Source organism: Kitasatospora sp. NPDC028055 (assembly GCF_040637885.1).
Classification (GTDB): domain Bacteria; phylum Actinomycetota; class Actinomycetes; order Streptomycetales; family Streptomycetaceae; genus Kitasatospora.
The window spans coordinates 1-23,794 of sequence record NZ_JBEZXE010000034.1; the positions used below are offsets into that span (position 1 = coordinate 1).

A 23,794-nucleotide genomic window follows, 5' to 3' on the forward strand; every position below is an offset into this window, starting at 1 on the left:
GAGCTTCCTGGGCCCCTGCGGCTGCCGGTCCTCGCGGATCTCGAAGGTCATTGCACTCCCCAGCTGGGGCGTTGCAACGATCCCTAGAACTCAAGCAGGGCGGCGGCCGCCCGCTCCAGGCGTTCCGCGTCCGCGGGGGCGTCGAAGCCCGCACCCGCCGCCGCGTCCCCGGCCGGTCGGTGGCCGTCGCGCATCATCACCGCATCGGTGAACTCGGCTTGCGGGGCCTGGATCTCGACCAGGTCGGCGGTGCTCCGGAAGTCGTTCATGGTGGTTCTCCTTCGTGGCGTTCGGTTCCGTCTGCCGGGTACGACCGAACGGCACGCCGGAACGTGAGGTGCCGGGGCGGCTGTCACATTCCGCTGCGCTGTGCAGTCGTAGGAGTGACGGAACGGACCGGAGGCGGGTGGGGCCATGGACGTGGACGGGGACATGGACGTGTACGGGGACGCGGGCGGGGAGATGGGCGTGAACGGGGAGATGGGCGACGACCTGAGCGTGATCATGAGCGAGCGGCGGCGGCTGACCAACCTGGCGTACCGGATGCTCGGCTCCCTCGCCGACGCCGAGGACGTCGTGCAGGAGACCTGCGCCCGCTGGTACGCGATGCCGGCGGAGCGGCGGCAGGCCGTCGCCTCGCCCGCCGGCTGGCTGACCACCGTCGCCAGCCGGATCTGCCTCACCCAGCTCGGCTCCGCCCGCGCCCGGCGGGAGCGCTACGTGGGCGAGTGGCTGCCCGAGCCGCTGCCCGGACACCGGGAGGGGGCCGACGGCGCGGCGGCGGACCCGGCGAACCCGGCGGACCCGGCGGACCCGGCGGACCGGATCACCCTCGACGAGTCGGTAAACATGGCCTTCCTCGTCGTCCTGGAGACCATGACGCCCGCCGAGCGGGTGGCGTTCATCCTCCACGACGTCTTCCAGTACCCGTTCGCCGAGGTGGCCGCCGTCGTCGGCCGCTCGGCGGCGGCCTGCCGACAGCTGGCCGCCTCGGCCCGCCGCCGGATCCGCGAGGCGCAGGCGCCGGTAGCGACGACGGGCGTGCAGGCGGGCCTCGTCCGGGAGTTCAAGCGGGCCTGGGAGGCGAAGGACGTCAGGTCGCTGATGGACCTGCTCGACCCGGAGGCCACCGTGATCGCCGACGGCGGGGGCCTGGCCGGCGCCCTGTTGGAGCCGCTCGTCGGCAGCGAGCGGATCGCCCGCGCCTACGCCGGCTCCGCCGGGCTCGTCGGCGGCCGGAGGCTGCGGGAGCGCACCGTCAACGGCCTGCCGGGCCTGGTCGCCGAGCAGGACGGCGTCACCGACACGGTGATCGCCTTCCGGACCACCGGGCACCGGATCTCCCACATCTGGGTGGTGCGCAACCCGGAGAAGCTCCGCCCCTGGCAGGGGTGACGCGGGTCACGTCCGGGGGTGTCACACGGCGCCCGGCTACCTGGTCCTAGAGAACGACAACGGCAAGGAAGCACCGAAACCGAGGGAGCACACCGTGGAAGCCCGACTGAACCCCTTCGCCAACCCGGTGATGACCAAGTTCTCCAAGCACCTGATCGCCGCGAACAAGCAGCTCGCCGACTCGTCGCTGCCGTACGCGACCCAGGAGTTGGTGCGGCTGCGCGCCAGCCAGATCAACGGCTGCGGGTTCTGCGTCGACATGCACTTCAAGGACGCCGTGCACGCGGGGGAGGAGGCGACCAGGCTGAACCTGGTGGCGGCCTGGCGCGAGGCCACCGTCTTCACCGACGCCGAGCGGGCCGCCCTGGAGCTGGCGGAGCAGGGCAGCCGGCTGGCCGACGGGGGCGGGGTGACGGACGAGGCGTGGGAGAACGCGGCGAAGCACTACGACGAGGAGCAGCTCGCGGCGCTGGTCTGCGTCATCGCGCTGATCAACGCCTTCAACCGGGGCAACGTCATGATCCGCCAGCCCGCCGGCGACTACCGGCCGGGTCAGTTCGGCCAGCACTGAGCGGGGCCCGCGCGGGCGGTCGGACGGCACTCCGTCCGGCCGCCCGCCGTCCTCCGGGGCCGGTGGGGCCGCTGGGGGCGGGCGAGGGCGGGCGGGGGCGTGACCGGCCCGTACGCACACCACCGAGCCCCGCCCCTGGGGGCTTGTCGCCGTAAAACCGACCGTTAAGGTGTTAATCCAACATTCATCCATGCCGCGTAGCCTCCGGGGGCTAGCCTCATGCTGAACGTCATCGTCCGACCGGGAGGCGAAACCCCCGTGCAAGGCACTGTCACCACACCGGGCGGCCCCGCCGTGGCCGGGGGCCAGGGCGAGGCCTTCCTCCTCGTCGTGGACGACGAGCCGAACATCCGCGAACTGCTCGCAGCCTCGCTGCGGTTCTCCGGATTCCGGGTCGCCTCCGCCGCGAGCGGGACGGAAGCGCTGGAGCTGATCGCCGTCGAACGTCCGGACCTGGTGGTCCTCGACGTGATGCTGCCCGACCTCGACGGCTTCACCGTCGTCGAGAAGCTGCGCGAGCGCACCAACCGGGGCCAGATAGCCGGGCCCGCGCACGGACACCCGGGCGACCACCTGCCGGTGCTGTTCCTCACCGCCAAGGACGGCGTCGGCGACAAGGTGCAGGGCCTGGCCGCGGGCGCGGACGACTACGTCACCAAGCCGTTCAGCCTGGAGGAGCTGATCGCCCGGATCCGGGCGATCCTGCGCCGGGCCGGCGGCCCCGCCGAGGACGGGCGCCTGCTGGTGGCCGACCTCAGCCTCGACCCGGTCGCCCACGAGGTGACCAGGGCCGGCACCCCGGTCGCGCTCTCCCCGACCGAGTTCAAGCTGCTGCACTACCTGATGGCCAACGTCGGCCGGGTGGTGTCCAAGGCGCAGATCCTCGACCACGTCTGGGCCTACGACTTCGGCGGCGACCTCTCCATCGTCGAGTCGTACATCTCCTACCTGCGCCGCAAGCTCGACTCCGGCCCGGCGCACGGCCCCAAGCTGATCCACACCGTGCGCGGCATCGGCTACGCGCTGCGCCGCCCCCCGCAGGGCTGACCGGTCCCGCCCGTGTTCACCCGCTTCACCTCCCGGTTGTCCCTGCGCGCCCGGCTCCTGGTCCTCGCCCTCGTGCTGGTGACCACCGGGCTCGTGGTCAGCGACACCTTCGTGCTGGGCGCCGTCCGGGCCCAGCTGGTGGAGCAGCTGGACGAGCAACTCCAGCGCTACGGCGTGCCGTTGTCCCGCAAGGCGCCGATGCAGGTGAGCACCCCGGGCAGCAGCAAGCCGGTCCTCTCGGGGCGCCGGATCAGCCTGCCCAGCCAGTACCTGGTGCAGTGGCTGTCCGCGGACGGCAAGGTCCAGAACTCGCTCCGCCAGCCCGTCTCGGACAGCGACCCGGCTCCCCAACTCGGCGGCCTGGACCCGACCCAGACCGCTCCGGACTCCCCCTTCGACCTGCCCGACCAGCGCGGCCACCACAGCTGGCGGGTCCTGGTGCTGCCGATCCAGGCCCCGCGCACGCCGACCCCCGGGCCCGGCGTGTTCGCCTCCCCGGTCGGCACCCCGACCTACGTCATGGTCGCCGTCTCCCGCGAGGACGTCGACGCCACCACCGCCCGCCTCGGCACCTCCTTCCTGGCCATCGGCGGCGGCGTCCTGCTGCTCATCGCCGCGCTCGGCTTCTTCGCCGTCCGGGCCGGACTGCGGCCGCTGCGGCGGATCGAGGAGGGCGCCGCCCGGATCGCGGCCGGCGAACTGTCGCACCGGATGCCGGAACTCTCCCCCGGCACCGAGGTCGGACGGCTGTCCGTCGCGCTCAACGGCATGCTCACCCAGATCGAGGCGGCCTTCGCGGCCCGCGCCGAGTCCGAGGCCCGGATGCGGCGCTTCGTCGCCGACGCCTCGCACGAACTGCGCACCCCGCTGGCCGGCATCCGCGGCTTCGCCGAGCTGTACCGGATGGGCGCGCTGCCCACCGGGGCGGACGTCACCCGGACCATGAGCCGGATCGAGAGCGAGGCCGTCCGGATGGGCACCCTGGTCGAGGACCTGCTGGTGCTCGCCCGGCTCGACGAGGAACGCCCGCTCGACCTCGCCCCGATGGACCTGCGCACCCTCGCCGCCGACGCCCTGCACGACCTCACCGCGCTCGACCCCAGCCGCCCGGTCGCCCTCACCGGCCCGGCCGGCAGCGGCGCGCCCGGCGCGGCGCCCGTCCTCGGCGACGAGGCGCGGCTGCGGCAGGTGGTCACCAACCTGGTCGGCAACGCCGTCAAGCACACCCCGCCCGGCACCCCGGTGCGGATCGGGGTCGGCGGCGGCGCCGACGGGGTCTGCCTGCTGGAGGTCGCCGACGCCGGGCCGGGCCTCACCGAGGAGCAGGCCCAGCGGGTCTTCGACCGCTTCTACCGGGTCGACGCCTCCCGCAGCCGCGACAACGGCGGCGGCGGCGGACTCGGCCTCGCCATCGCCACCGCCCTCACCCGCGCCCACGGCGGCACCCTCACCCTGGACACCGCCCCGGGCGCCGGCGCCACCTTCCGGGTCGAACTGCCCGCCGACGGCGACCGCGCTTCCTGAGTCACCGTCGGCTCGTCGGCTCGTCGGCTCGTCGATTCCGCTGCGAACCCAGCAATTCCGGCGTTCCCTTCACTGCCGGAAACCGGCATGGAGAGTAAAGAATCCGTATGCCTATGATCGGCGCTGTCCGAGCGTCAGAAGGCGCCCGGACAAGGGCATTTGCCGTCCTTTCCGACCCGAAAGGGGTCATTGTGCATTTCCGCCGTTCGCTGGTTTCGGCCGCCCTCGTAGCAGCCGTGATCTCGCCCGCAGCCATGCTCTCCGCGGCACCCGCGTTCGCGGAGTCGGCTCCGGCGGCGCAGACCCAGAACGACGCCGGTTCGATCGCGGCCCTGGAGAAGGCCGCCGCCGACGCGGCCAAGGCCTACCAGAAGGCCAAGGCGACCCAGGCCGACATCGCCGCCAAGCTCGAGACCTTCGACCCGGCGCCCTACCTCGCCAAGCACCGCGAGGCGCAGGCCGCCGCCAAGAAGGCCACCGAGGCCCGGACCGCCGCCGAGGACGACCTCCACAAGGCCATGTCCGTCTACGACAAGGCCTCGGCCGCCGAGCGGGAGAAGGCCCGGCAGGACCTGCTGAAGGCGATGGACAAGGCCAACGCCGCCATCGCCGCCGAGCAGCAGGCCCAGACTGCCGCCGCGGCCGCCGGCACGGCCGCGGACGACGCCAGGGTCGACCTCTTCCGCAGGATCAACGAGGCCAACAAGGCGGTCGACGCCGCCCTTGCCGCGAAGAACGACGCCGACAAGGCCCTCGCCGACGCCAGGGCCGCGGCCGAGAAGCCGACCGACAAGCCTACGGAGAAGCCGGCCGAGAAGCCGACGGACAAGCCGGCTGAGAAGCCGACCGACAAGCCCGCCGAGACGCCCGCCGACCAGGGCGCCCAGCAGCCCGGCACCGTCACCCCGGCCACCGACACCACCTCGACCACCGACAAGTCGGCCGCGGCGTCCACCACTTCGGCCACTTCGGCCACTTCGGCCACTTCGGCCACGCAGACGACGACCGCCAACACCGGTACGACGCCCGCCGCCACCACCGGCTCGGCCACCGAGCTCGCCGAGACCGGCTCCAACCCGGCCACCCCGTACCTCGCCCTCGGCGCGGCCACCGCCATCAGCCTCGGCGCCGCCGCCCTCTACGTCTCGCGCCGCAAGGGCACCCGCCCCACCTCCTGACCCACCCGGTTCGCGCCCGCTCGGGAGGAGGCCGCGAACCCGCCGCACCCCGAACCGCAGGGCAGGCCCCCTCCCGGCCTGCCCTGCGGTTTTGCGTTTCCGCACCCCAAACGCCCCGTTCGGGTGAACCGGGAACCATTCACCCACTCGGCCCTCCGGTCGTGTGCGACCGTGCAGCCGTCGCTTGTGCGGGCTCGCACGGGCTGATCACACTGGACGGGAAAAGAGGTGTCTCGTGAGCGCGTTAGTTACCGAGGTGGCCGTCGTGAACCTGGACCAGGTGCTGTGGCAAGCGTGGAAGTCCATGGATGTGCCCGAGGGCTTCCGCGCGGAGATCATCGAGGGGACGATCACCTTGTCACCCACTGGCGGAGCTCGTCATTTCACTGTCAACAGGCGGCTGGGCAGGGCTCTCCACGACTTTCTGAGCGGCACCGGCTACGGGCCGGCGCAGGACGGCAACGTGATTGCCGATCTGAAGGTGTTCATCCCGGACGTCTTCGTGGCGCCCGAGGACGTCGACGAGATCGAGCATCCGGAGGGCTTGGGGGTGCTGGCTTCGGGTGTGCCGATGGTGGTCGAGACCGTTTCGCCGGGCGCCGAGGCACGCAAGCGCGACCACGTCCTCAAACGTCGCGCGTACGCCCGTGCCGGTATTCCGGTGTACGTGATCATCGACGACTACGACGAGGGCGGCGTCGTGACCGTCCTGACCAGCCCTGACCCCGGCCGCCGGGAGTACGCCTCGTCGGTCCGTGTCCCGTACGGCAAGGAGGCCGTGATCCCCGAGGGCCCCGCCAAGGGCTTCGTGATCGGCCCCGACATCACCGGAGAGCCCCGTGGTTGACCAGACGTCCGTCTCCTTCAAGCGGGACCTCTCCGAGTGGCGGATCGCCCTCGTCGCCTGGCGGTTGCTGATCCTCCAGGCGGCGGATCCGGCGGTGGGGGCGGGGATGCACGAGCACTCCACCTACCGGGCGCACCCGTGGCGGCGGATCGAGCACACCCTGGGGAGCGGGCGACGGCTGTTCTACCAGGACGCGGACACCCTGCGCCGCGAGGTCGCCCGGCTGAACCGGGCGCACAAGCGGATCCGCGGCACGCTGCCGGACGGCCGGGCGTACGACGCCCGGGACCCGGCGACCAGGGTGTGGGTGCTGCTGACGCTGTTCGAGTGCGTGGCCGCCATGCGGCGGCTCGGCGGCGACCCGTACGACGCCGACCAACTGGAGCTGGCCTACCGGGAGTTCAGGGAGGCGATCGCGGCCTTCGAGCTGCCGGAGGAGGAACTCCCGAAGACCGCCGCCGACCTGCCCGGCTACTTCGCCCGGTACACCGCCGAGAAGCTGGAGTTCACCGAGGCCGCCCGCTACCTCCTGGAGGACGTCCTGCGCGAGGCGCCCCGCCCGCGCCGGCTGTGGTTCCTCGGGGACGCCGGGTGGCGGGTGCTGCGGGTCGTCGTCGCCGCGGCGATCCGGGAGCTCACGGTGGCCGACCTGCCGCCGACCGTGCGGGAGCGGCTCGGCCTGGTCCGGACCCGGCGGGGCGCCCTGCTGTCGGTGCTGCTGCACCGTGGCGCCGGGATCGTCGTGCCGCGCCTCCCGGAGCGGATGCGCTACCGCTCCCCGGAGGAGCGGGTGGCCCCGCCGCGCCGGCTTCGGCCGCGGCGCCGGGACGCGCGCGGCTCCCGGGTGGACCGGTTCTTCCGCGAGGTGCTCGACCAGACCGGGGACGGCGTGATCACCGTGCACGACCTGCGGGCGATGGCCCACAACGTGTGCTGGCAGCTGGAGTTGGACGAGGCCGCGGAGGCCCGGGTGTACGCGGCCTTCGACGGGTGGTGGGAGCAGCTGCGGGCGGCGATGGACGCCGACGGGGACGGCGAGGTGAGCCGGGAGGAGTTCGTGGCGGCGACCCTGGCGGGCTGCGACCGGGACGACGCGTACCTGGAGCGGGGGCTGCTGCCCGCCCTGCGGGCGGTGTTCACCGCGGCCGACACCGACGGCAGCGGCTTCCTGGAGTTCGACGAGTACCGCGCGGTGTTCGGCGGCCCGCGGGTGCACCCGGCCGAGCTGTCGCACGGGTTCCGCCAGTTGGACACGGACGGGGACGGGCGGATCACGGTGGAGGAGTTCGTGGGGGGCTTCACCGAGTTCTTCACCGCCCGGGCCGACTCCACCTCGGGCGCCCAGCTCCTCGGCCGCCCGTAGTCGAGAGGGCGGCCCTAGCACGCCCCGCTCGCGATGGCGAGCGGGGCGTGCCGCTGTCAAGCGCCGGTTCGGCCAAGAGCGACGCGCCGTCCGCCCACTCGTTCGTTGCCCCGGCCCCGGCCGGTCCGCAGACTGTGCGCACCGCCTTCGCAAACCGTGACGCACCGCACAGGAGTGTCAACCCCACCCCACCTGCCGTTCGCCCGTAAGGATGGTGGATACTGTGCTTGTGAACGTGTTCACGTTCACAAGCGGACAAGCTTGCACGGGTGTGCGACGGTCTACGGCTATAGATGAAGTTTGTCCGGAACATGCCCTGGAAAGGGCCGGTTGGGAGAGAGGGCGACGTGGAACTGGCAATCGCTCACGAGACGATCGCGCGATGGCAATTCGGAGTCACCACCGTCTACCACTTCCTCTTCGTACCGCTCACCATCAGCCTGGCCGCGATCGTGGCCGGGCTGGAGACCGCCTGGGTGCGTACGAACAAGGAGAAGTACTTCCACGCGACGAAGTTCTGGGGAAAGCTCTTCCTCATCAACATCGCGATGGGCGTCGTCACCGGAATCGTCCAGGAATTCCAGTTCGGCATGAACTGGTCCGACTACTCCCGCTTCGTCGGTGACGTCTTCGGCGCCCCGCTCGCGATGGAGGCGCTGATCGCCTTCTTCTTCGAGTCCACCTTCATCGGCCTGTGGATCTTCGGCTGGGACAAGCTGCCGAAGAAGATCCACTGTGCCTGCATGTGGATGGTCGCCCTGGGCACCGTGCTCTCCGCCTACTTCATCCTGGCCGCCAACTCCTGGATGCAGCACCCGGTCGGCTACTCGATCGACCCGGTCACCGGCAAGGCGCAGCTCACCGACATCGCCAAGGTGCTGTTCCAGAACACCACCCTCACCGTCGTCTTCCACACCCTGACCGCCGCCTTCCTCACCGGCGCCGCCTTCATGGTCGGCATCTCCTCCTTCCACCTCTGGAAGGCCAAGCGGCTGCTTGCCAGGAGCGGAGGGGCCGAGACCGTCGACCCCAGGAAGACCGCCGTGATGCGCACCTCGCTGCGGCTCGGCCTGGTCCTCGCCGTGGTCTTCGGCGCCGGCACCGCGCTCAGCGGCGACACCCTCGGCAAGGTCATGTTCGAGCAGCAGCCGATGAAGATGGCCGCCGCCGAGGCGCTCTGGGACACCCAGTCGCCCGCGCCGTTCTCGATCTTCGCGGTCGGCGACGTCAGCAAGGGCCACAACTCGGTCGCACTGGAGGTCCCCGGGATACTCTCCTTCCTCGCCCACAACGACTTCAGCTCCTCCGTGCCCGGCATCAACGACACCGCGGCCGCCGAGGCCGCCGCGCACGGCGGCGACCCCAAGAGCTACATCCCGAGCGTCTTCGTGACGTACTGGGGCTTCCGATTCATGATCGGCTTCGGGATGACCTCCTTCGTGGCCGCCCTGATCGGCCTCTGGACCACCCGCCGGAAGTTCCTGCTGCGCCCCGAGTTCCGCACCGGCGACACCGAGGTGCCCCGGCTGATGCTCACCCCGTCCCGGGAGATGGGCCCGCTGCTCACCAGGTGGAGCTGGCGGATCGGCATCCTGACCATGGGCTTCCCGCTGATCGCCAACAGCTTCGGCTGGATCTTCACCGAGATGGGCCGCCAGCCCTGGGCCGTCTTCGGCCTGATGACCACCGCGAGCGCCGTCTCCCCGAACGTGAGTGTCGGCACCCAGATCGGCGCGCTGGCCACCTTCACCACGCTGTACGCGATCCTCGCCGTCGTCGAGGTCCGGCTGCTGGTCAAGTACGCCAAGGCCGGCCCGGTGGTGACCGAGCAGCCCCCGGCCAAGGACCCGACGCTGCGCGGCCCGTCCGCGGACGAGGACGCCGACAAGCCGCTCGCCTTCGCGTACTGACGCGCACCCCAGGGGATTTGAGGATCTGACATGCAACTCCACGACGTCTGGTTCGTGCTGATCGCGGTCCTGTGGATCGGCTACTTCTTCCTGGAGGGCTTCGACTTCGGGATCGGCGTCCTCACCAAGCCGCTCGCCCGCGACACCGCCGAGCGGCGGGTGCTGATCAACACCATCGGCCCGGTCTGGGACGGCAACGAGGTCTGGCTGCTGACCGCCGGCGGCGCCACCTTCGCCGCCTTCCCGGACTGGTACGCGACCCTGTTCAGCGGCTTCTACATCCCGCTGCTGGCCATCCTGGTCTGCCTGATCGTCCGCGGCGTGGCCTTCGAGTACCGGGCCAAGCGCGACGGCGCCCGGTGGCAGCGCAACTGGGAGGAGGCCATCTTCTGGACCTCCCTCCTCCCCGCCTTCCTGTGGGGCGTGGTCTTCGCCAACATCGTCCGCGGTGTGGACATCGACGCGCAGAAGAACTACGTCGGCGGCCTCGCCGACCTGCTCAGCCCGTACGCGCTGCTCGGCGGGCTGGTGACGCTCACCCTGTTCACCTTCCACGGCGCGGTGTTCGCGGCGCTCAAGACCGTCGGCGAGATCCGCGAGCGGGCCCGCCGGGCCGCCCGGTACGCGGGCCTGGCCGCCGCCGTCCTCGCCCTCGCCTTCCTGGTCTGGACCCAGGCGGACAGCGGCAACGGACGCAGCCTGGCCGCCCTGGTGGTCGCCGTGCTGGCCCTGGTCAGCGCCCTGGCGGCCAACCAACTCGGCCGTGAGGGCTGGGCGTTCGTCCTCTCCGGGGTGACCATCGTGGCCGCCGTGGCGATGCTCTTCCTGGCGCTCTTCCCGAACGTCATGCCGTCCACGCTCAACCCGGACTGGAGCCTGACCGTGACCAACGCGGCCTCCTCGCCGTACACGCTCAAGCTGATGACCGTCGTGGCCGCCGTGTTCACCCCGCTGGTGCTGCTCTACCAGGGCTGGACCTACTGGGTGTTCCGCAAGCGGATCGGGGTCCAGCACATCCCCGGCCACCAGGCCGGCCACCAGCCCGCCGCCCCGCTCGACCAGGCCTGACGCCGTGCAGCCGGTCGACCCGCGCCTGCTCGCGCACGCCCGTACCACCCGGGCCTTCCTCGCCGGATCCGTGCTCCTCGGCGGGGCCGGCGCGGCCCTGGTGGTCGCCCAGGCGGGCCTGATCGCCGAGATCGTGGTCCGTGCCTTCCAGCGCGGGGCCGGCCTCGGCGAACTGACCACCCCGCTGGTCCTGCTCGCCCTGACCGCCGTCGGCCGCGGGCTGGTCGGCTGGCTCACCGAACTCACCGCGCACCGGTCCGTCGCCCGGGTGAAGTCCACCCTGCGGCGCCGGCTGCTCGACCACGCCACCGCGCTCGGCCCGTCCTACCTGATGGGCCGGCGCACCGGCGAACTCACCACCCTCGCCACCCGCGGCATCGACGCCCTCGACGACTACTTCGCCCGCTACCTGCCGCAGCTCGCGCTCGCCGTGGTCGTGCCGGTGATCGTGCTGCTGCGGATCGTCGGCGCCGACCTCACCTCCGCCGCGATCATCGCCGGGACACTGCCGCTCATCCCGCTGTTCATGGTGCTCATCGGGATGGCCACCCAGTCCCGGATGGACCGGCAGTGGAACACCCTGGCCCGGCTCTCCCACCACTTCCTGGACGTGGTCGCCGGCCTGCCCACCCTCAAGGTGTTCAACCGGGCCCGCACCCAGGCCGCCACCATCGCCCGGATCACCGCCGACTACCGCAGGGCCACCCTGCGCACCCTGCGGATCGCCTTCATCTCCTCCTTCGCCCTGGAACTGCTCTCCACCCTGTCCGTCGCCCTGGTCGCGGTCACCGTCGGCTTCCGGCTGGTCGACGGCACCCTGGACCTGGAGACCGGGCTGCTGATCCTGGTCCTCGCCCCCGAGGTGTACTTCCCGATCCGCCAGGTCGGCGCGCTCTACCACTCCAGCGTCGAGGGGCTCACCGCCGCCGACGAGATCTTCCGGGTGCTGGAGACCCCGCTGCCCGCCGCCGGCACCCGCCCCGCCCCCGACCTCACCGGCGCCGTGATCACCGCCGAGGGCCTGACCGTACGCCACCCCGGCCGCGCCCGGCCCGCCCTGGACGGCGCCGCACTCACCCTGCGCCCCGGCTCCAGCACCGCCCTCACCGGGCCCAGCGGAGCCGGCAAGTCCACCCTGCTGGCCGTCCTGCTCGGCCTCACCGCCCCCGAGGCCGGCCGCGTCCGGATCACCGCCGCCGACGGCAGCACCCACGACCTCGCCGAACTGGAGCCGGACAGCTGGCGGCGGCAGATCGCCTGGGTGCCCCAGCGCCCCCACCTGTTCGCCGGGACGATCGCCGACAACCTGCGGCTGCACCGGCCCGAGGCCCCCGACGAGCAGCTGTGGACGGCGCTGCGGGCCGCCCACGCGCTCGACTTCGTCACCGACCTGGACGCCGAACTGGGGGAGGACGGCGCCGGGCTCTCGGCCGGCCAGCGCCAGCGCCTCGCCCTCGCCCGGGTGCTGCTCGCCGACGACCGGCCGCTGGTGCTCCTCGACGAGCCCACCGCCCACCTGGACGGCGACTCCGAGGCGGCCGTCGTGGCCGCCGTCCGGACCCTCGCCGAGGACCCGGCGCGCACCGTGCTGGTGGTCGCCCACCGGCCGGCGCTGCTGGCCGTCGCCGAGCAGCGGATCCGGCTCCTCGGCCCCGCCGCCGTCGAGGCCGAGCTCCCCGGCCCGGTCGAGCCACTCACCCACACCGGCCGGCCCACCCCCGCCCCCGCCGTGCCCGAGGAGCCCGAGGCCGAGCCCGCCGCCCCCCGGCTGGCCCTGTCCGTGCTGCTCGGCGCGCTCGCCCTGGGCAGCGCCGTCGCCCTGATGGCCACCTCCGGCTACCTCATCTCCCGGGCCTCCCAACTGCCCCCGGTGCTCTACCTGATGATGGCCGTCACCTCCGTCCGGGCCTTCGGCATCGGCCGCAGCGTCTTCCGCTACGCCGAACGGCTGGTCTCCCACGACGCGGTGCTGCGCACCCTCGGCACCCTGCGGGCCGCCGTGTACCGCCGGCTGACCGTGCTCGCCCCCGCCGGGCTGCCCGCCTTCCGGCGCGGCGACCTGCTCTCCCGGCTGGTCGCCGACGTCGACGCGATCCAGGACCACCACCTGCGCTGGCGGCTGCCCGCCGCCGTCGCGGCCGTGGTCGCGCTCGCCTCGGCCGTCGCGATGGGCGCCTTCCTGCCCGCCGCCGGGCTGGTGCTCGGCCTCGGACTGCTGCTCGCCGGGGTGCTGGTGCCCGCGCTGACCGCCCGCTGGTCGGCCGGCGCCGAGCGGCGCCAGGCCCCCGCCCGGGGACGCCTGGCCACCGCCGTGGTGGACGGTCTCACCGGCACCGCCGAACTCACCGTGGCCGGCGCGCTGCCCGCCCGGCTGGCCGCCGTCCGCAGCGCCGACGCCGCCCTGACCGGCCTCGCCGCCCGCTCCGCCGCCACCACCGCGCTCGGCACCGGGCTGATCGCCCTGCTCACCGGGCTGACCGTGGCCGCCGCGGCCGCCGTCGGCATCCAGGGGGTGCGCGACGGCGCGCTGGCCCCGGTCTGCCTGGCCGTTGTGGTGCTCACCCCGCTGGCCGCCTTCGAGGCCGTCACCGGGATGCCGCTCGCCGTCCAGGCCCGCCAGCGCAGCCGCGCCGCCCGGGCCCGGCTGGACGAGGTGCTGACCGCGCCGCCGGTGGTGGCGGAACCCGCCGAACCGGCCGCGCTGCCCGAGCGGCCGCTGCCCGTCGCGGTGCGCGGGCTGACCGTACGGCACCCCGGACAGGCCGTGGACGCGCTCACCGGCGTCGACCTCGACCTCACGCCCGGCCGCCGGATCGCCGTGGTCGGCCCCTCCGGCTCCGGCAAGACCACCCTCGCCCAGGCGCTGCTGCGCTTCCTGGAGCCCGGTGCCGGGTCCGTCACCTTCGCCGCCGGTCGTCCACAGGCTGTGGACAGCCGCGCGCTCGCGGGCGAGGACGTCCGCCGGGTGATCGGCCTCTGCGCCCAGGACGCCCACGTCTTCGACAGCTCGCTGCGCGAGAACCTGCGGCTCGCCCGCCCCGACGCGGAGGAGGCGGAGCTGCGCGCCGCCCTCGCCGCCGCCTGCCTGCTGGACTGGACCGAGGGCCTCCCGGACGGCCTGGACACCATGGTCGGCGAGCACGGCGCCCGCCTCTCCGGCGGCCAGCGCCAGCGCCTCGCGCTCGCCCGGGCGCTGCTCGCCGACTTCCCCGTGCTGGTCCTGGACGAGCCCGCCGAGCATCTCGACCTGCCCACCGCCGACGCCCTCACCGCCGACCTGCTGGCCGCCACCGCGGGCCGCACCACCGTGCTGATCACCCACCGGCTGGCCGGGCTGGACGACGCCACCGTGGACGAGGTGTTGGTGCTGGAGGCCGGCCGGGTGGCCGAGCGCGGCCGCTGGTCCGAGCTGCTCGCCGATCCGGACGGGCGGCTGCGCGCGCTGTGGCGCCGGGAGCGGGAGGCGGACGGGCTGCTGGAGCTGGTGGGGCCGCTGGACGCCGTGGCGCCGTCGGAGGTGGTGGGGCCGCTGGAGACGGTGGCGCCGTTGGAGGCCGTGGGGCACTGATGGCCGCATCGTCCCTCGGCTGAAAACCGTACAAAAGTAGGCTTTCTCCATGGACCCCACGCCGGATCTCCCCGAGGCCGCCCCCGAGCCCACCCCCCACCGGGTGCCCGAGATCGCCTCGCTCGGGCTGGACACCCTGGTCACCGAGGTCGCGGAACGGCTGCAGTCCGCCGCCGCCGTCACCGACCGGATGCAGCGCCTGCTGGAGGCGGTGGTCTCCATCGGGGCCGGACTCGACCTGCACGCCACCCTGCACCGGATCGCCACCGGCGCCGCCGAACTCGTCGACGCCCGGTACGCGGCCCTCGGCGTGATCGCCCCCGGCGGGCACGGCCTGGCCGACTTCATCCACGTCGGCATCGACGACGGCACCGCCGCCGAGATCGGCGAACTGCCCACCGGCCGCGGCATCCTCGGCGCGCTCATCGACCGCCCCGAACCGCTCCGGCTCGCCGACCTCGGCGCCGACCCGCGCTCCTCCGGCTTCCCGCCGCACCACCCGCAGATGAAGACCTTCCTGGGCGTGCCGATCCGGGTCCGCGAGGAGGTCTTCGGCAACCTCTACCTCACCGAGAAGAAGGGCGGCGGCGCCTTCACCCCCGAGGACGAACAGGTCGTGCACGCGCTCGCCGCGGCCGCCGGGGTCGCCATCGAGAACTCCCGGCTGTACGAGGAGGGCCGCCGCCGGGAACGCTGGATCGCCGGTGCCGCGGCCGTCACCACCGCGCTGCTCTCCACCGAGCAGGCCGAGGGCGCGCTCACCGTCGCCGCCGAACAGGTACGGGAGTTGGCGGGCGCCGCGCTCGGCATGATCCTGCTGCCCACCGGTCCGGCCGGCCCGCCCGGCTCCTCGGCGGACGGGGACGGGCAGATGCGGGTCGCCCACGCCTCCGGCGAGGCCGCCGAGTTCGTCCGCGGCGAACTGCTGCCCAAGGACAGCTTCGCCGCGCAGCTGCTGGAGGGCGACAGCGTCCACCTCGACGACATGTCCAGCGACCCCACCGTGGTGATGCGGCTCGCCCGCAGCTTCGGCCCGTCCCTGGCCGTGCCCATGGTCGCCGCCGGGCGGGTGCTCGGCGGACTCTGCGTCTGGCGCTCGCGCGGCGCCCTGCCCTTCACCGACTCCGAGAAGCAGCTCGCCGAGACCTTCGCCTCCCAGGCCGCGCTCGCCCTGCGGCTCGCCGAGGGCCAGCGCGACCAGCAGCGGCTGGCCGTCTTCCAGGACCGCGACCGGATCGCCCGCGACCTCCACGACCTCGTCATCCAGCGGCTGTTCGCCACCGGGATGATGCTGGAGAGCGCCGCCCGCCGGTCCGTCGTCCCCGAGGTCAAGGTGGGCATCGGCAGGGCGGTCGACGAACTGGACGCCACCATCCAGGAGGTCCGCACCACCATCTACGCGCTCCAGCACGACAACCACGGCGACGCCCCCGACACCCTGCGCACCCGGGTCCTGCGCGAGGCCAGCCAGGCCGCCGCCGCCCTCGGCTTCAAGCCCTCGGTGAGTTTCGTCGGCCCGGTCGAGAGCCTGGTCGGCGAGAACACCGGCCGTCAACTCCTCGCGGCCCTGCGGGAGATGCTCTCCAACACGGCCCGGCACGCCCGTGCCTCCCGGGTCGGCGTCGAGGTCGACGCGACCGTCCACCTGGACGACGCCGGACGGCCCGTCGGCGGCGACCCCGAGTCGCTGGACCGGGGCGGGCGGCCCGGCGTGCTGCTGACCGTCACCGACGACGGCGTCGGCATCCCCCAGGGCGGCCGGCGCAGCGGACTGCTCAACCTCACCCGGCGCGCCGAGGCCCTCGGCGGCGCCGCCTGGCACGAGCGCGGCCCCTACCGGAAGGGCGCCGTGGTCCGCTGGACGGCCCGGCTCTGACCGCCGTTCCGGGTACCAACCAGTGAAGCTGAACGAGGGAGAACTTCCCGACCAACGGCGCAAGTTGTGAACGTTCTGGGCTTTCGGCGGTTCCGTGTGCACACATAGCTTGGCACCGTCCCGGAGGGGAAACCGGACGGAGGGGGCAGTGGACGGTTCCGGCCGCGGTCACACCGCAGCAGGGGCGAGCCGAGGGGGGTTCCGGACCGAGCGTGCGCCGGACGGGCGCTACCGCTGGCAGCTGAAGGCACCCAACGGCCGGGTGGTGGCGATCACCGCCGCGCTCTTCGAGACGCCCGGCGAGGCCGAGCGGGGCTTCGACGGACTGCGGGCCGGCGCCGAGGGACTGACCGCGCGGATCACCCATGTCCGCGACGGACTCGGCTGGATCTGGGTCGTCCCCGGCACGCGCAGCCTGCCCGAGGTGCGCTCCAGCCGCGCGTACGAACGGTACGCGACGTGCCAGAACGCCTTCCGTCGCTTCGTGGTGCTGCTCGCCAAGCAGCCGCCGCGCGAGGCGGCGGTCCACGAGCCGCCCGTCCGCCAGGCGCCCGGCCGTGACGCGCCCGGCCGTGAGGGAACCGTCCGTGACGGGTCCGCGCGTGACGGGTCCGCGCGTGAACTCCCCGGGAGAGCAGTGTCGTTGAGACGCCCCGATGGCAGCTGAGCGGCGCGGACCGCGGCTGCTGATCGTGCCCGCGGCCGACCGCTGCGTGGGCTGGGCGCTGCGCTCCGCCAACGGGCGGCCGCTCGGCGTCGGCGTGCGGACGTACCGCAGCGAGGAGGAACTCGCCGACGCGGTGCGCGAACTGATCATCGAACGGGCCGCGCTGCGCTGCTCTACCGTCCAGGCCGAGGGCCGCCAGTGGGTCTGGTCCGCCCACCTGCCGGTGCGCACCACCCGGCCGGGCGCGGCCCCCGCCGTCCCGGTCGCCCGCAGCGCCCGTGGCTACCTGCGGCGCGACCAGTGCCAGGCGGGCGTCGAGGGCTTCCTGGCCGGACTCCAGTGGGTCGGGCAGGAGTGGCGACGGTCCGGCCGTGACGGCCGCTGGCCGCTGTAGCCTCCGGTCCGCTCCGCTCCAGGGCGGTCCGTTCCAGGCCGGTCCGTTCCAGGCAGTTCCGTTGCAGGCCGTTCCGCTTCGTGCTGTCCCGGTGAAGCGCAGGTTTCCGGCAACACCCCGAGCCGCCTCCTGGAGAAGAACGTCGACCGGGTTCGTAGCCCCTGTTCCGCCCCTGTCACATCGGCGTTGACCAGTGCCTAAACCTCGTCGAACCGATGAGTCGACATTCCCCGACCGGCCCCGACGGCCCTTCCGACGGAACCTCCCGGCCGGACAGGATCGGCACTGCCGGAGCGGCCGCAGCAGACACGGCCCCCGGCCCCGGACTCCCCCCGGAGCACGGGTTCACGCGATGGACGTCTCTCCCTCGGAGGAAGAGGAACATGCGTAAGACCGCTGCCAAGCTGCTCACCGTCGCCGCCCTGGCGACCTCCCTGGTCACCGTCGTCAGCGGCTCGGCCCTGGCCGACCCGACCGTCACCCCGGCCGCCCAGGACATCGTCGGCGTCGGCTCGGACACCACCCAGGCCGTGCTGAACCAGTTCTCCACCGACTACAACGCCCACCTGGGCGCCGGCTCCACCCAGCCGCACCTGTACAGCTGGGACGCGACCGGTTCCTCGCCGATCACCACCAAGACCGGCGCGACCTCGATCGCCCGCCCGAACGGCTCCGGCGCCGGCATCTCGGCCCTCAAGAACAACACCAGCGCGACCGTGGACTTCGCCCGTTCCTCGCGCGGCCCGCAGTCGACCGACCCGAACACCTTCGACTTCGTCGCCTACGCGACGGACGCGGTGTCCTGGGCCGCGCCGAACAACGGTGACGCGCCGGCCAACCTGACGACGCAGAACCTCAAGGACATCTTCAACTGCAACATCACCACCTGGGACCAGATCGACCCCAGCCTGCCCAGCAACACCATCAAGCCCTACCTGCCGCAGGCCAACTCCGGCACCCGGTCGTTCTTCCTCTCCGCGCTCGGCATCACCACCATCAAGCCGTGCGTCACCGAGGGCGTCCAGGAGAACCAGGGCAGCGACACCGCCCTGTCCGACCCCGACGCGCTGGTCCCCTACTCCGTCGCCCACTACATCGGCCAGGTGTACTACGGCCGGGGCAGCGGCTCCGACGTCCAGGGCCCGCTGACCATCCGCAGCATCGACAACACCGCGCCGGTCGACACCACCAACAAGGTGATCAGCAGCGACTTCGCCGCCACCTCCTACGCCCGCACCGTCTACAACGTGGTCCGTGACGCGGAGTGGAAGGCGACCGACGCCCACGGCGCCGCGCTGCGCAACATCTTCGGCACCACCGGCTGGGTCTGCACCAACGCCACCGCGAAGGCGGACCTCAAGAGCTTCGGCTTCCTGCCGCTCAACGCCGGTGCCTGCGGCAGCACCATCCACTCCTGATCACACCCCGCACGATCCGACGGCCACGGGCCCGCCGCCCGTGGCCGTCGGCCGTCGGTCGTCAGGAGTCGGCGGCGTGGCCGCCCCTTGACCACCGGTCACCACCGCACCGTCCCACCTCTCCCAGGGAGTTCGACATGGCAAGAACCGGCGTCCGTCTCGCCGCCACCGGGACCGCCGTGGTCCTCGCGATCACCGGATTCTGCGGTGTGGCTGCGGCCGACACCACGGCCACCACCACCGCGCCCACCGGCAGCGCCGTGGTCACGGTCGACCAGCAGTTCCTGGCCAAGAGCCTGCTCGGCGGCATCGCCGTGGTCCCGTTGACGCCGGCCACGGCGGACGTCACGAACAACGTCGTGACCAGTACCTTCCCGGTGACGGGCGGCGTCGCCAACATCCCGTCGTTCTCCGGCCAGGTGCAGCTCGGCGGCGGACTGCTCTTCGTCAACCTGACCAACGGCAAGACCGTCACCTTCAAGCAGCTCGGCTTCAAGGTCCGTGACTGGAACGTCTCGGCGGTCCCGAACGGCGCCACCGCGCCGGTGGCCCTGCTGGACCCGCTGGGCGACACCCAGGTCGGCCGCACCGGCACCACCCAGACGCTCTCGGCGTCCGACCTGCAGCTGGACGCGGCCGGCGCCCAGTACCTCGACGGCGCGCTGGGCACCACGTACTTCACGGGCGGCCAGTCGCTCGGCTCCTTCACGCTGACCTACACCCCCGGCAGCTGATCCGGCTCCTCCCCGGACGCCCCCGGTGATCCCGGGTGCCCAGCGGGCCCGCTCCTCGGCGCGGGCCCGCTCCTGTGCAAGGGGAGCGCCCAACTCCGTTCCAGGGGAGCCGCGTTGTGTTCTCGTACATCCTGTCGACCGGATCCGGACACGTCCGGCTGGCCGAATGGGTGGGTACTGGGGGTGCCCGGCCGTCGGCATGCCCGATCCCACCTTGCGCCGCGTGCTGGGCGGCGCGGATCCGCACGGAGGTGCCCGCCATGAGAATCCGATTGCCCGACCGGAGGGATCCGGGGAGATGGCGCCGCCGACTTCCGGCGATCGCGCTGGTGTGGTCGGTGGTGGTGGCGCTGGGCGTGGTGCCGATCGGCCTGGGCGCCGGACCGCAGGCGGTGGCGGAGTCCTCCACCGTGACCGTCCCGGGGCCCAAGGTGCTCGACCCGGTGACCGGGACGCGCGGCAGGGCCGGCAAGATCACGGTCTCGCAGACGAAGAACCTGGTCAACCAGGTGGTGCAGGTCTCCTGGAGCGGGTTCACCCCGACCAAGACCACCAGCGGCCAACAGGTCACCCTGGCGCGGGTCGGCGAGGCCAAGTACCTCTACCCCGTGCGGATCTACGAGTGCCGCGGTACCACTCCGAAGGTGACCGACTGCTACAACAGCTCGCTGTACGGCGGTGACGCGAAGGCGGGCTTCCAACAGACCCTGCCGCCCGGGTCGAGCACCGCGCCCGACTTCCCGAGCAACATGGCGATCGCACCGACCGGTGCGGACGGCACCGGTGCCGCGAACATCGAGCTCTACACCCAGGCCCAGGCCCCGACGCTCGGCTGTGACGACACCCACCCGTGCTCCCTCGTGGTGGAGGCGAACTACGGCGGCGACAGCCTCGGCCGGACCACCCCGACGGCCTCCGTCGACTGCCTCAACCACTCGCTGGACAGCTCGAGTTCGCTCGCCAGCGACGCGGCGCTGTTCAGCTACGCGGCCAACGGCATGTCGAGCGGTGAGCAGTGCGCGTGGGAGAACGGCATCGTGATCCCGCTGTCCTTCGCGCCGGTGGCCCAGGCCTGTGCGTCGCAGAACGGTTCGTTCGACGCGGAGGGCCTGGAGATGTTCAACCGGGCCATGCAGCAGTGGCGTGCGGGCCTGTGCCTGAGTGATTCTCCGATGGCGGTCCGGTACGTGTCGGCCGGCGGTGAGCCGCAGGCCCGTTCGCGCTTCCTCGGCGGGTCGACGGACGTGGCGCTGACCGCCCGGGCGGACGGTTCACCACCGGCCCGGCCCTATGTGTACGCGCCGCTGGCGACCTCGGGCATCTCGGTGGTGTTCTCGGTGGACGACCAGGACACCGGCCGGCAGATCCGCGACATGAAGCTCGACGCGCGGCTGATGGCCAAGCTGCTCACCCAGTCCTACGCGCCCCGCGGCGGCGTGGTCACCTCGGTGAAGGGCAATCCGACCTGCCTGTTCGCGGATCCCGAGTTCCTCCAGCTGAACCAGCTGCCGGCGACCTCGGGGCTCAAGTGGCCCAGGTTCTGCGACATGTTCGACTTCAGCCCGACCGTGGTGGGCGGGACGACCGACCTGACGTACCAGCTGACCTCGTGGATCGCCTCGGACCCGGACGCCGCCCGCTTCCTGGACGGCGAGTCCGACCCGTGGGGCATGCACGTGAACACCTACTACCTCCGGCCGGCCTTCTCCGGCTACCCGGTCGACTCCTTCTCCCGGCAGGACTCCTCCGGGATCGTCGGCAGCAAGGTCGACGCCTACCAGCACCTGATGCAGTACGAGTGGAACCCGGTCACCAGCGGACTGGGCCAGGTCGCGCGAGGGTTCCTCCAGAACAAGGCGACCTGCGTCAACCCGGGCCTCAACGGCACCGGCGGGCACGACCAGTGCGCGCCGGTGGACGTCGGGCAGCGGATGCTGATCGCGATCATGGACACCGGCCAGGCCAAGGCCTACTCCCTCCCCGAGGCCCAGCTGCTCAACCCGGCCGGCGCCTTCGTCTCCCCGGGGACCACCGGCTTCCAGGCCGCCGTCGCCGACATGACCGTCGACGCCTCGACGGGCGTGCAGTCGCTGCCGTACGGAATCGCCGACACGGCGTACTCCCGCGACCAGCGGGCCTACCCGCTGACCACCGTGCAGTACGCGATGGTGCCGACCCAGGGCGTCCCGGCCGGCAAGGCCGCCGCGATCACCACCTTCCTGCGGACCACCACGACCAGCGGCCAGGTCTACGGCACCGAGCCGGGCCACCTGGCGCCGGGCTTCCTGGCGCTCACCAGCGCCCAGCGGGCCCAGGCGGCCGACGCCGCCACCCACGTGGAGGCGCAGGACGCCAAGCTGCCCGGCAACCAGGCCGCGCCGCCGAACCCGCCGGCCGTCACCCCTGGCGACGGGGGCACCGGCGGGGGAACCCCGGCGGAGGGCCCGGGCTCGGGCTCGGCGGGCGGCACCACCCCGGTCAGCGCCGGAACCGACAACGGCACGAGCGGTGGCGGCCTCGGTGGGGCCTCGACCGGCGGCCTCGGGGAGGGCGCCGCGACCACCGGGGGCGCCGCCGCGGCCGCGGCCGCAGCCGGGGGCAAGACCCCGGGCGCCTCGCCGAGCACGCCCGGCAAGTCGCTGAGCGCCGCGCCCGTCGCGGCCGGGACGCCGGCGGCGGACCGCTCCGGCACCGCCCGCCTGCTGCTTCCGATCGCGCTGATCGGCGGCCTGGTGCTGCTGGTCGGCGGGCCGGCGGCGCTGATCCTGGGCGGGACACCGGCCGGGGAGCGGACGCTGGCGGGGCTGCGGAGCGGCTGGTCGCGGCTGCGCCGTCGGCCCTGACGGCCGGGGCGCGCTCCAGCGGCCGTCGCTCCAGCCGCCGTCGCGCCCCGTGTTGATCGTCGCCGCCCAGGGTGGCCGGAACGGATCCGGCCACCTTGGGGGGTCAACTCCGGCACGGAACTGGCTCGTTGGGGTCTCGTACATGCGTCCGACCCGGGGTGGACACCTCCGGATGGCCGAATGGGTACGCACCGGAACCGCGGTCCGACGCCAACTCGCCGTCCCCGCAACGACTTCGCGCCGCCGGGCGCCGCCGATCGCGACCGAGCGCCACCACCGCCACCCCAGCCACGTCGCGCCACCGTCCAGTCCGGGCGCCGCCCGGCCATCCGCACCCGAGCACGGAGAGCAGAGCATGACAGCCGCCGCCGAGCCCGCGGCCTCGTCCGCCGGGGCCCCGGGCAGACCCGACCGCGGAGCCGACACCGACGTCCCGCGCACCATCACCGCCCCCGCGACCCCCGGCGACCGGGTGTTCCGCGGGGTACTGCGGGTGGCCGGGCTCTCGGTGTTCGCGATCATGGGCCTGATCGCGTTCTTCCTGCTGCTGCGCGGCTCGGACGCGCTGCGCGCCGTGGGCTGGTCCTTCCTGACCGAGCAGAAGTGGCAGACCGCCGCGCACACCTTCGGCATCGCCGCCGTGCTGCCGAACGGTCTGCTGATCGCCGTGATCGCGCTGGTCATCGCCGTCCCGGTGGCGCTCTCCACGGCGGTCTTCATCTCCGAGTACGCGCCGGTCCGGCTGCGGGCCTCGCTGGTCTCGCTGATCGACCTGATGGCGGCGATCCCGAGCATCATCTACGGCCTGTGGGGGCTGTTCTTCCTCCAGCCGCGGATCATCGGTTTCAGCCGCTGGCTCTCCAACCACCTCGGGGACACGATCCCCTTCCTCAAGGTGCGCACCGGCGACATCGGGACCTCCTACACCTCCTCCACGTTCATCGCGGGCGTCGTCGTCTCGCTGATGATCATCCCGATCGTCACCTCGCTCAGCCGGGAGGTCTTCTCCCAGGCCCCGCAGGGCGAGCGGGAGGGCGCCTACGCGCTCGGCTCGACCCGGTGGGGGATGGTGCGCACGGTGGTGCTGCCGTTCGGCCGCGGCGGCGTGATCGGCGCGGTCATGCTGGGCTTCGGCCGGGCGATGGGCGAGACGATCGCGGTCGCGCTGATCATCTCCCCGAACTTCAAGGCCATCAGCCACATCCTGGAGAACGGCGCCAACTCGATCTCGGCGCTCATCGCGCTGCGCTTCGGCGAGTCGGACGCGCTCTCGCTCTCCGCGCTGATGGCGGCCGGCCTGGTGCTGTTCGCGCTGACCCTGCTGGTCAACGTGGCGGCCGGCTTCGTGATCAACCGGTCCCGCTCCGGGGCCTCGACCGCGGACTGAGGCG

Annotated in this window: 18 protein-coding genes; 17 read left to right on the forward strand and 1 reads right to left on the reverse strand. The window is 72.8% G+C overall.

Annotation, left to right across the window (positions count from 1 at the left end; translation table 11 throughout):
- Window positions 1–83: 83 nt before the first annotated feature.
- Window positions 84–269 carry a hypothetical protein gene (locus AB0F71_RS27710; protein WP_360239408.1) on the reverse strand — a complete coding sequence of 62 codons (186 nt, stop codon included), beginning with the start codon at window positions 267–269 and terminating at the stop codon, window positions 84–86.
- A gap of 193 nt (window positions 270–462) precedes the next feature.
- Between AB0F71_RS27710 and sigJ the strand changes: the two genes are divergently transcribed.
- The 17 genes from sigJ to pstC all read left to right on the forward strand — a co-directional run bounded on the left by sigJ (window position 463) and on the right by pstC (window position 23,790).
- Window positions 463–1,395: an RNA polymerase sigma factor SigJ gene (gene sigJ / locus AB0F71_RS27715; protein ID WP_360239620.1), complete on the forward strand. Its 933-nt coding sequence runs from the start codon at window positions 463–465 to the stop codon at window positions 1,393–1,395.
- Between the two features lie 94 nt (window positions 1,396–1,489).
- On the forward strand, window positions 1,490–1,966 hold the full coding sequence (locus AB0F71_RS27720) for a carboxymuconolactone decarboxylase family protein (RefSeq protein WP_360239411.1): 477 nt from the start codon (window positions 1,490–1,492) through the stop codon (window positions 1,964–1,966).
- A gap of 294 nt (window positions 1,967–2,260) precedes the next feature.
- Window positions 2,261–3,013 carry a response regulator transcription factor gene (locus tag AB0F71_RS27725; RefSeq protein ID WP_360239623.1) on the forward strand — a complete coding sequence of 251 codons (753 nt, stop codon included), beginning with the start codon at window positions 2,261–2,263 and terminating at the stop codon, window positions 3,011–3,013.
- A 12-nt stretch (window positions 3,014–3,025) separates the two neighbouring features.
- Complete coding sequence (locus tag AB0F71_RS27730; RefSeq protein WP_360239414.1) at window positions 3,026–4,537, forward strand: HAMP domain-containing sensor histidine kinase; 1,512 nt, start codon at window positions 3,026–3,028, stop codon at window positions 4,535–4,537.
- Between the two features lie 236 nt (window positions 4,538–4,773).
- A complete protein-coding gene (locus tag AB0F71_RS27735; protein ID WP_360239417.1) occupies window positions 4,774–5,715 on the forward strand; it encodes an LAETG motif-containing sortase-dependent surface protein in 942 nt (313 codons plus the stop codon).
- 265 nt (window positions 5,716–5,980) lie between these two features.
- Window positions 5,981–6,562 carry a Uma2 family endonuclease gene (locus AB0F71_RS27740; protein ID WP_360239420.1) on the forward strand — a complete coding sequence of 194 codons (582 nt, stop codon included), beginning with the start codon at window positions 5,981–5,983 and terminating at the stop codon, window positions 6,560–6,562.
- On the forward strand, window positions 6,555–7,925 hold the full coding sequence (locus tag AB0F71_RS27745; protein ID WP_360239423.1) for an EF-hand domain-containing protein: 1,371 nt from the start codon (window positions 6,555–6,557) through the stop codon (window positions 7,923–7,925). The genes AB0F71_RS27740 and AB0F71_RS27745 overlap by 8 nt, the downstream gene beginning before the upstream one ends.
- A gap of 347 nt (window positions 7,926–8,272) precedes the next feature.
- Entirely contained in the window at window positions 8,273–9,835 is a 1,563-nt protein-coding gene (locus AB0F71_RS27750) for a cytochrome ubiquinol oxidase subunit I (RefSeq protein WP_360239426.1), read from the forward strand.
- Window positions 9,836–9,865: 30 nt separating this feature from the next.
- Entirely contained in the window at window positions 9,866–10,903 is a 1,038-nt protein-coding gene (gene cydB / locus AB0F71_RS27755; protein ID WP_360239429.1) for a cytochrome d ubiquinol oxidase subunit II, read from the forward strand.
- Window positions 10,904–10,907: 4 nt separating this feature from the next.
- Window positions 10,908–14,471, forward strand: a complete 3,564-nt coding sequence (gene cydD, locus AB0F71_RS27760; protein WP_360239432.1) for a thiol reductant ABC exporter subunit CydD — start codon at window positions 10,908–10,910, stop codon at window positions 14,469–14,471.
- A gap of 190 nt (window positions 14,472–14,661) precedes the next feature.
- Entirely contained in the window at window positions 14,662–16,347 is a 1,686-nt protein-coding gene (locus tag AB0F71_RS27765) for a GAF domain-containing protein (RefSeq protein ID WP_360239626.1), read from the forward strand.
- Between the two features lie 265 nt (window positions 16,348–16,612).
- Window positions 16,613–17,014 (forward strand): hypothetical protein, encoded by a 402-nt coding sequence (locus AB0F71_RS27770; RefSeq protein WP_360239435.1) that lies wholly within the window; start codon window positions 16,613–16,615, stop codon window positions 17,012–17,014.
- On the forward strand, window positions 17,004–17,408 hold the full coding sequence (locus AB0F71_RS27775) for a hypothetical protein (protein ID WP_360239438.1): 405 nt from the start codon (window positions 17,004–17,006) through the stop codon (window positions 17,406–17,408). The genes AB0F71_RS27770 and AB0F71_RS27775 overlap by 11 nt, the downstream gene beginning before the upstream one ends.
- Before the next feature lie 383 nt (window positions 17,409–17,791).
- Entirely contained in the window at window positions 17,792–18,826 is a 1,035-nt protein-coding gene (locus AB0F71_RS27780) for a substrate-binding domain-containing protein (protein ID WP_360239441.1), read from the forward strand.
- A 137-nt stretch (window positions 18,827–18,963) separates the two neighbouring features.
- Entirely contained in the window at window positions 18,964–19,560 is a 597-nt protein-coding gene (locus AB0F71_RS27785; protein WP_360239444.1) for a hypothetical protein, read from the forward strand.
- A gap of 260 nt (window positions 19,561–19,820) precedes the next feature.
- Window positions 19,821–22,403 (forward strand): hypothetical protein, encoded by a 2,583-nt coding sequence (locus AB0F71_RS27790; protein ID WP_360239447.1) that lies wholly within the window; start codon window positions 19,821–19,823, stop codon window positions 22,401–22,403.
- Between the two features lie 355 nt (window positions 22,404–22,758).
- Window positions 22,759–23,790: a phosphate ABC transporter permease subunit PstC gene (gene pstC, locus AB0F71_RS27795; protein WP_360239450.1), complete on the forward strand. Its 1,032-nt coding sequence runs from the start codon at window positions 22,759–22,761 to the stop codon at window positions 23,788–23,790.
- Window positions 23,791–23,794 lie beyond the last annotated feature (4 nt).

Excerpts from the sequence above, each read along its gene's own strand:
- AB0F71_RS27710 (WP_360239408.1), bottom strand. The coding sequence starts at position 269 with ATGAACGACTTCCGGAGCACCGCCGACCTGGTCGAGATCCAGGCCCCG.
- sigJ (WP_360239620.1), top strand. The coding sequence starts at position 463 with ATGGGCGTGAACGGGGAGATGGGCGACGACCTGAGCGTGATCATGAGC.
- cydB (WP_360239429.1), top strand. The coding sequence starts at position 9,866 with ATGCAACTCCACGACGTCTGGTTCGTGCTGATCGCGGTCCTGTGGATC.
- AB0F71_RS27765 (WP_360239626.1), top strand. The coding sequence starts at position 14,662 with ATGCAGCGCCTGCTGGAGGCGGTGGTCTCCATCGGGGCCGGACTCGAC.
- AB0F71_RS27775 (WP_360239438.1), top strand. The coding sequence starts at position 17,004 with ATGGCAGCTGAGCGGCGCGGACCGCGGCTGCTGATCGTGCCCGCGGCC.
- AB0F71_RS27780 (WP_360239441.1), top strand. The coding sequence starts at position 17,792 with ATGCGTAAGACCGCTGCCAAGCTGCTCACCGTCGCCGCCCTGGCGACC.
- AB0F71_RS27785 (WP_360239444.1), top strand. The coding sequence starts at position 18,964 with ATGGCAAGAACCGGCGTCCGTCTCGCCGCCACCGGGACCGCCGTGGTC.
- AB0F71_RS27790 (WP_360239447.1), top strand. The coding sequence starts at position 19,821 with ATGAGAATCCGATTGCCCGACCGGAGGGATCCGGGGAGATGGCGCCGC.
- pstC (WP_360239450.1), top strand. The coding sequence starts at position 22,759 with ATGACAGCCGCCGCCGAGCCCGCGGCCTCGTCCGCCGGGGCCCCGGGC.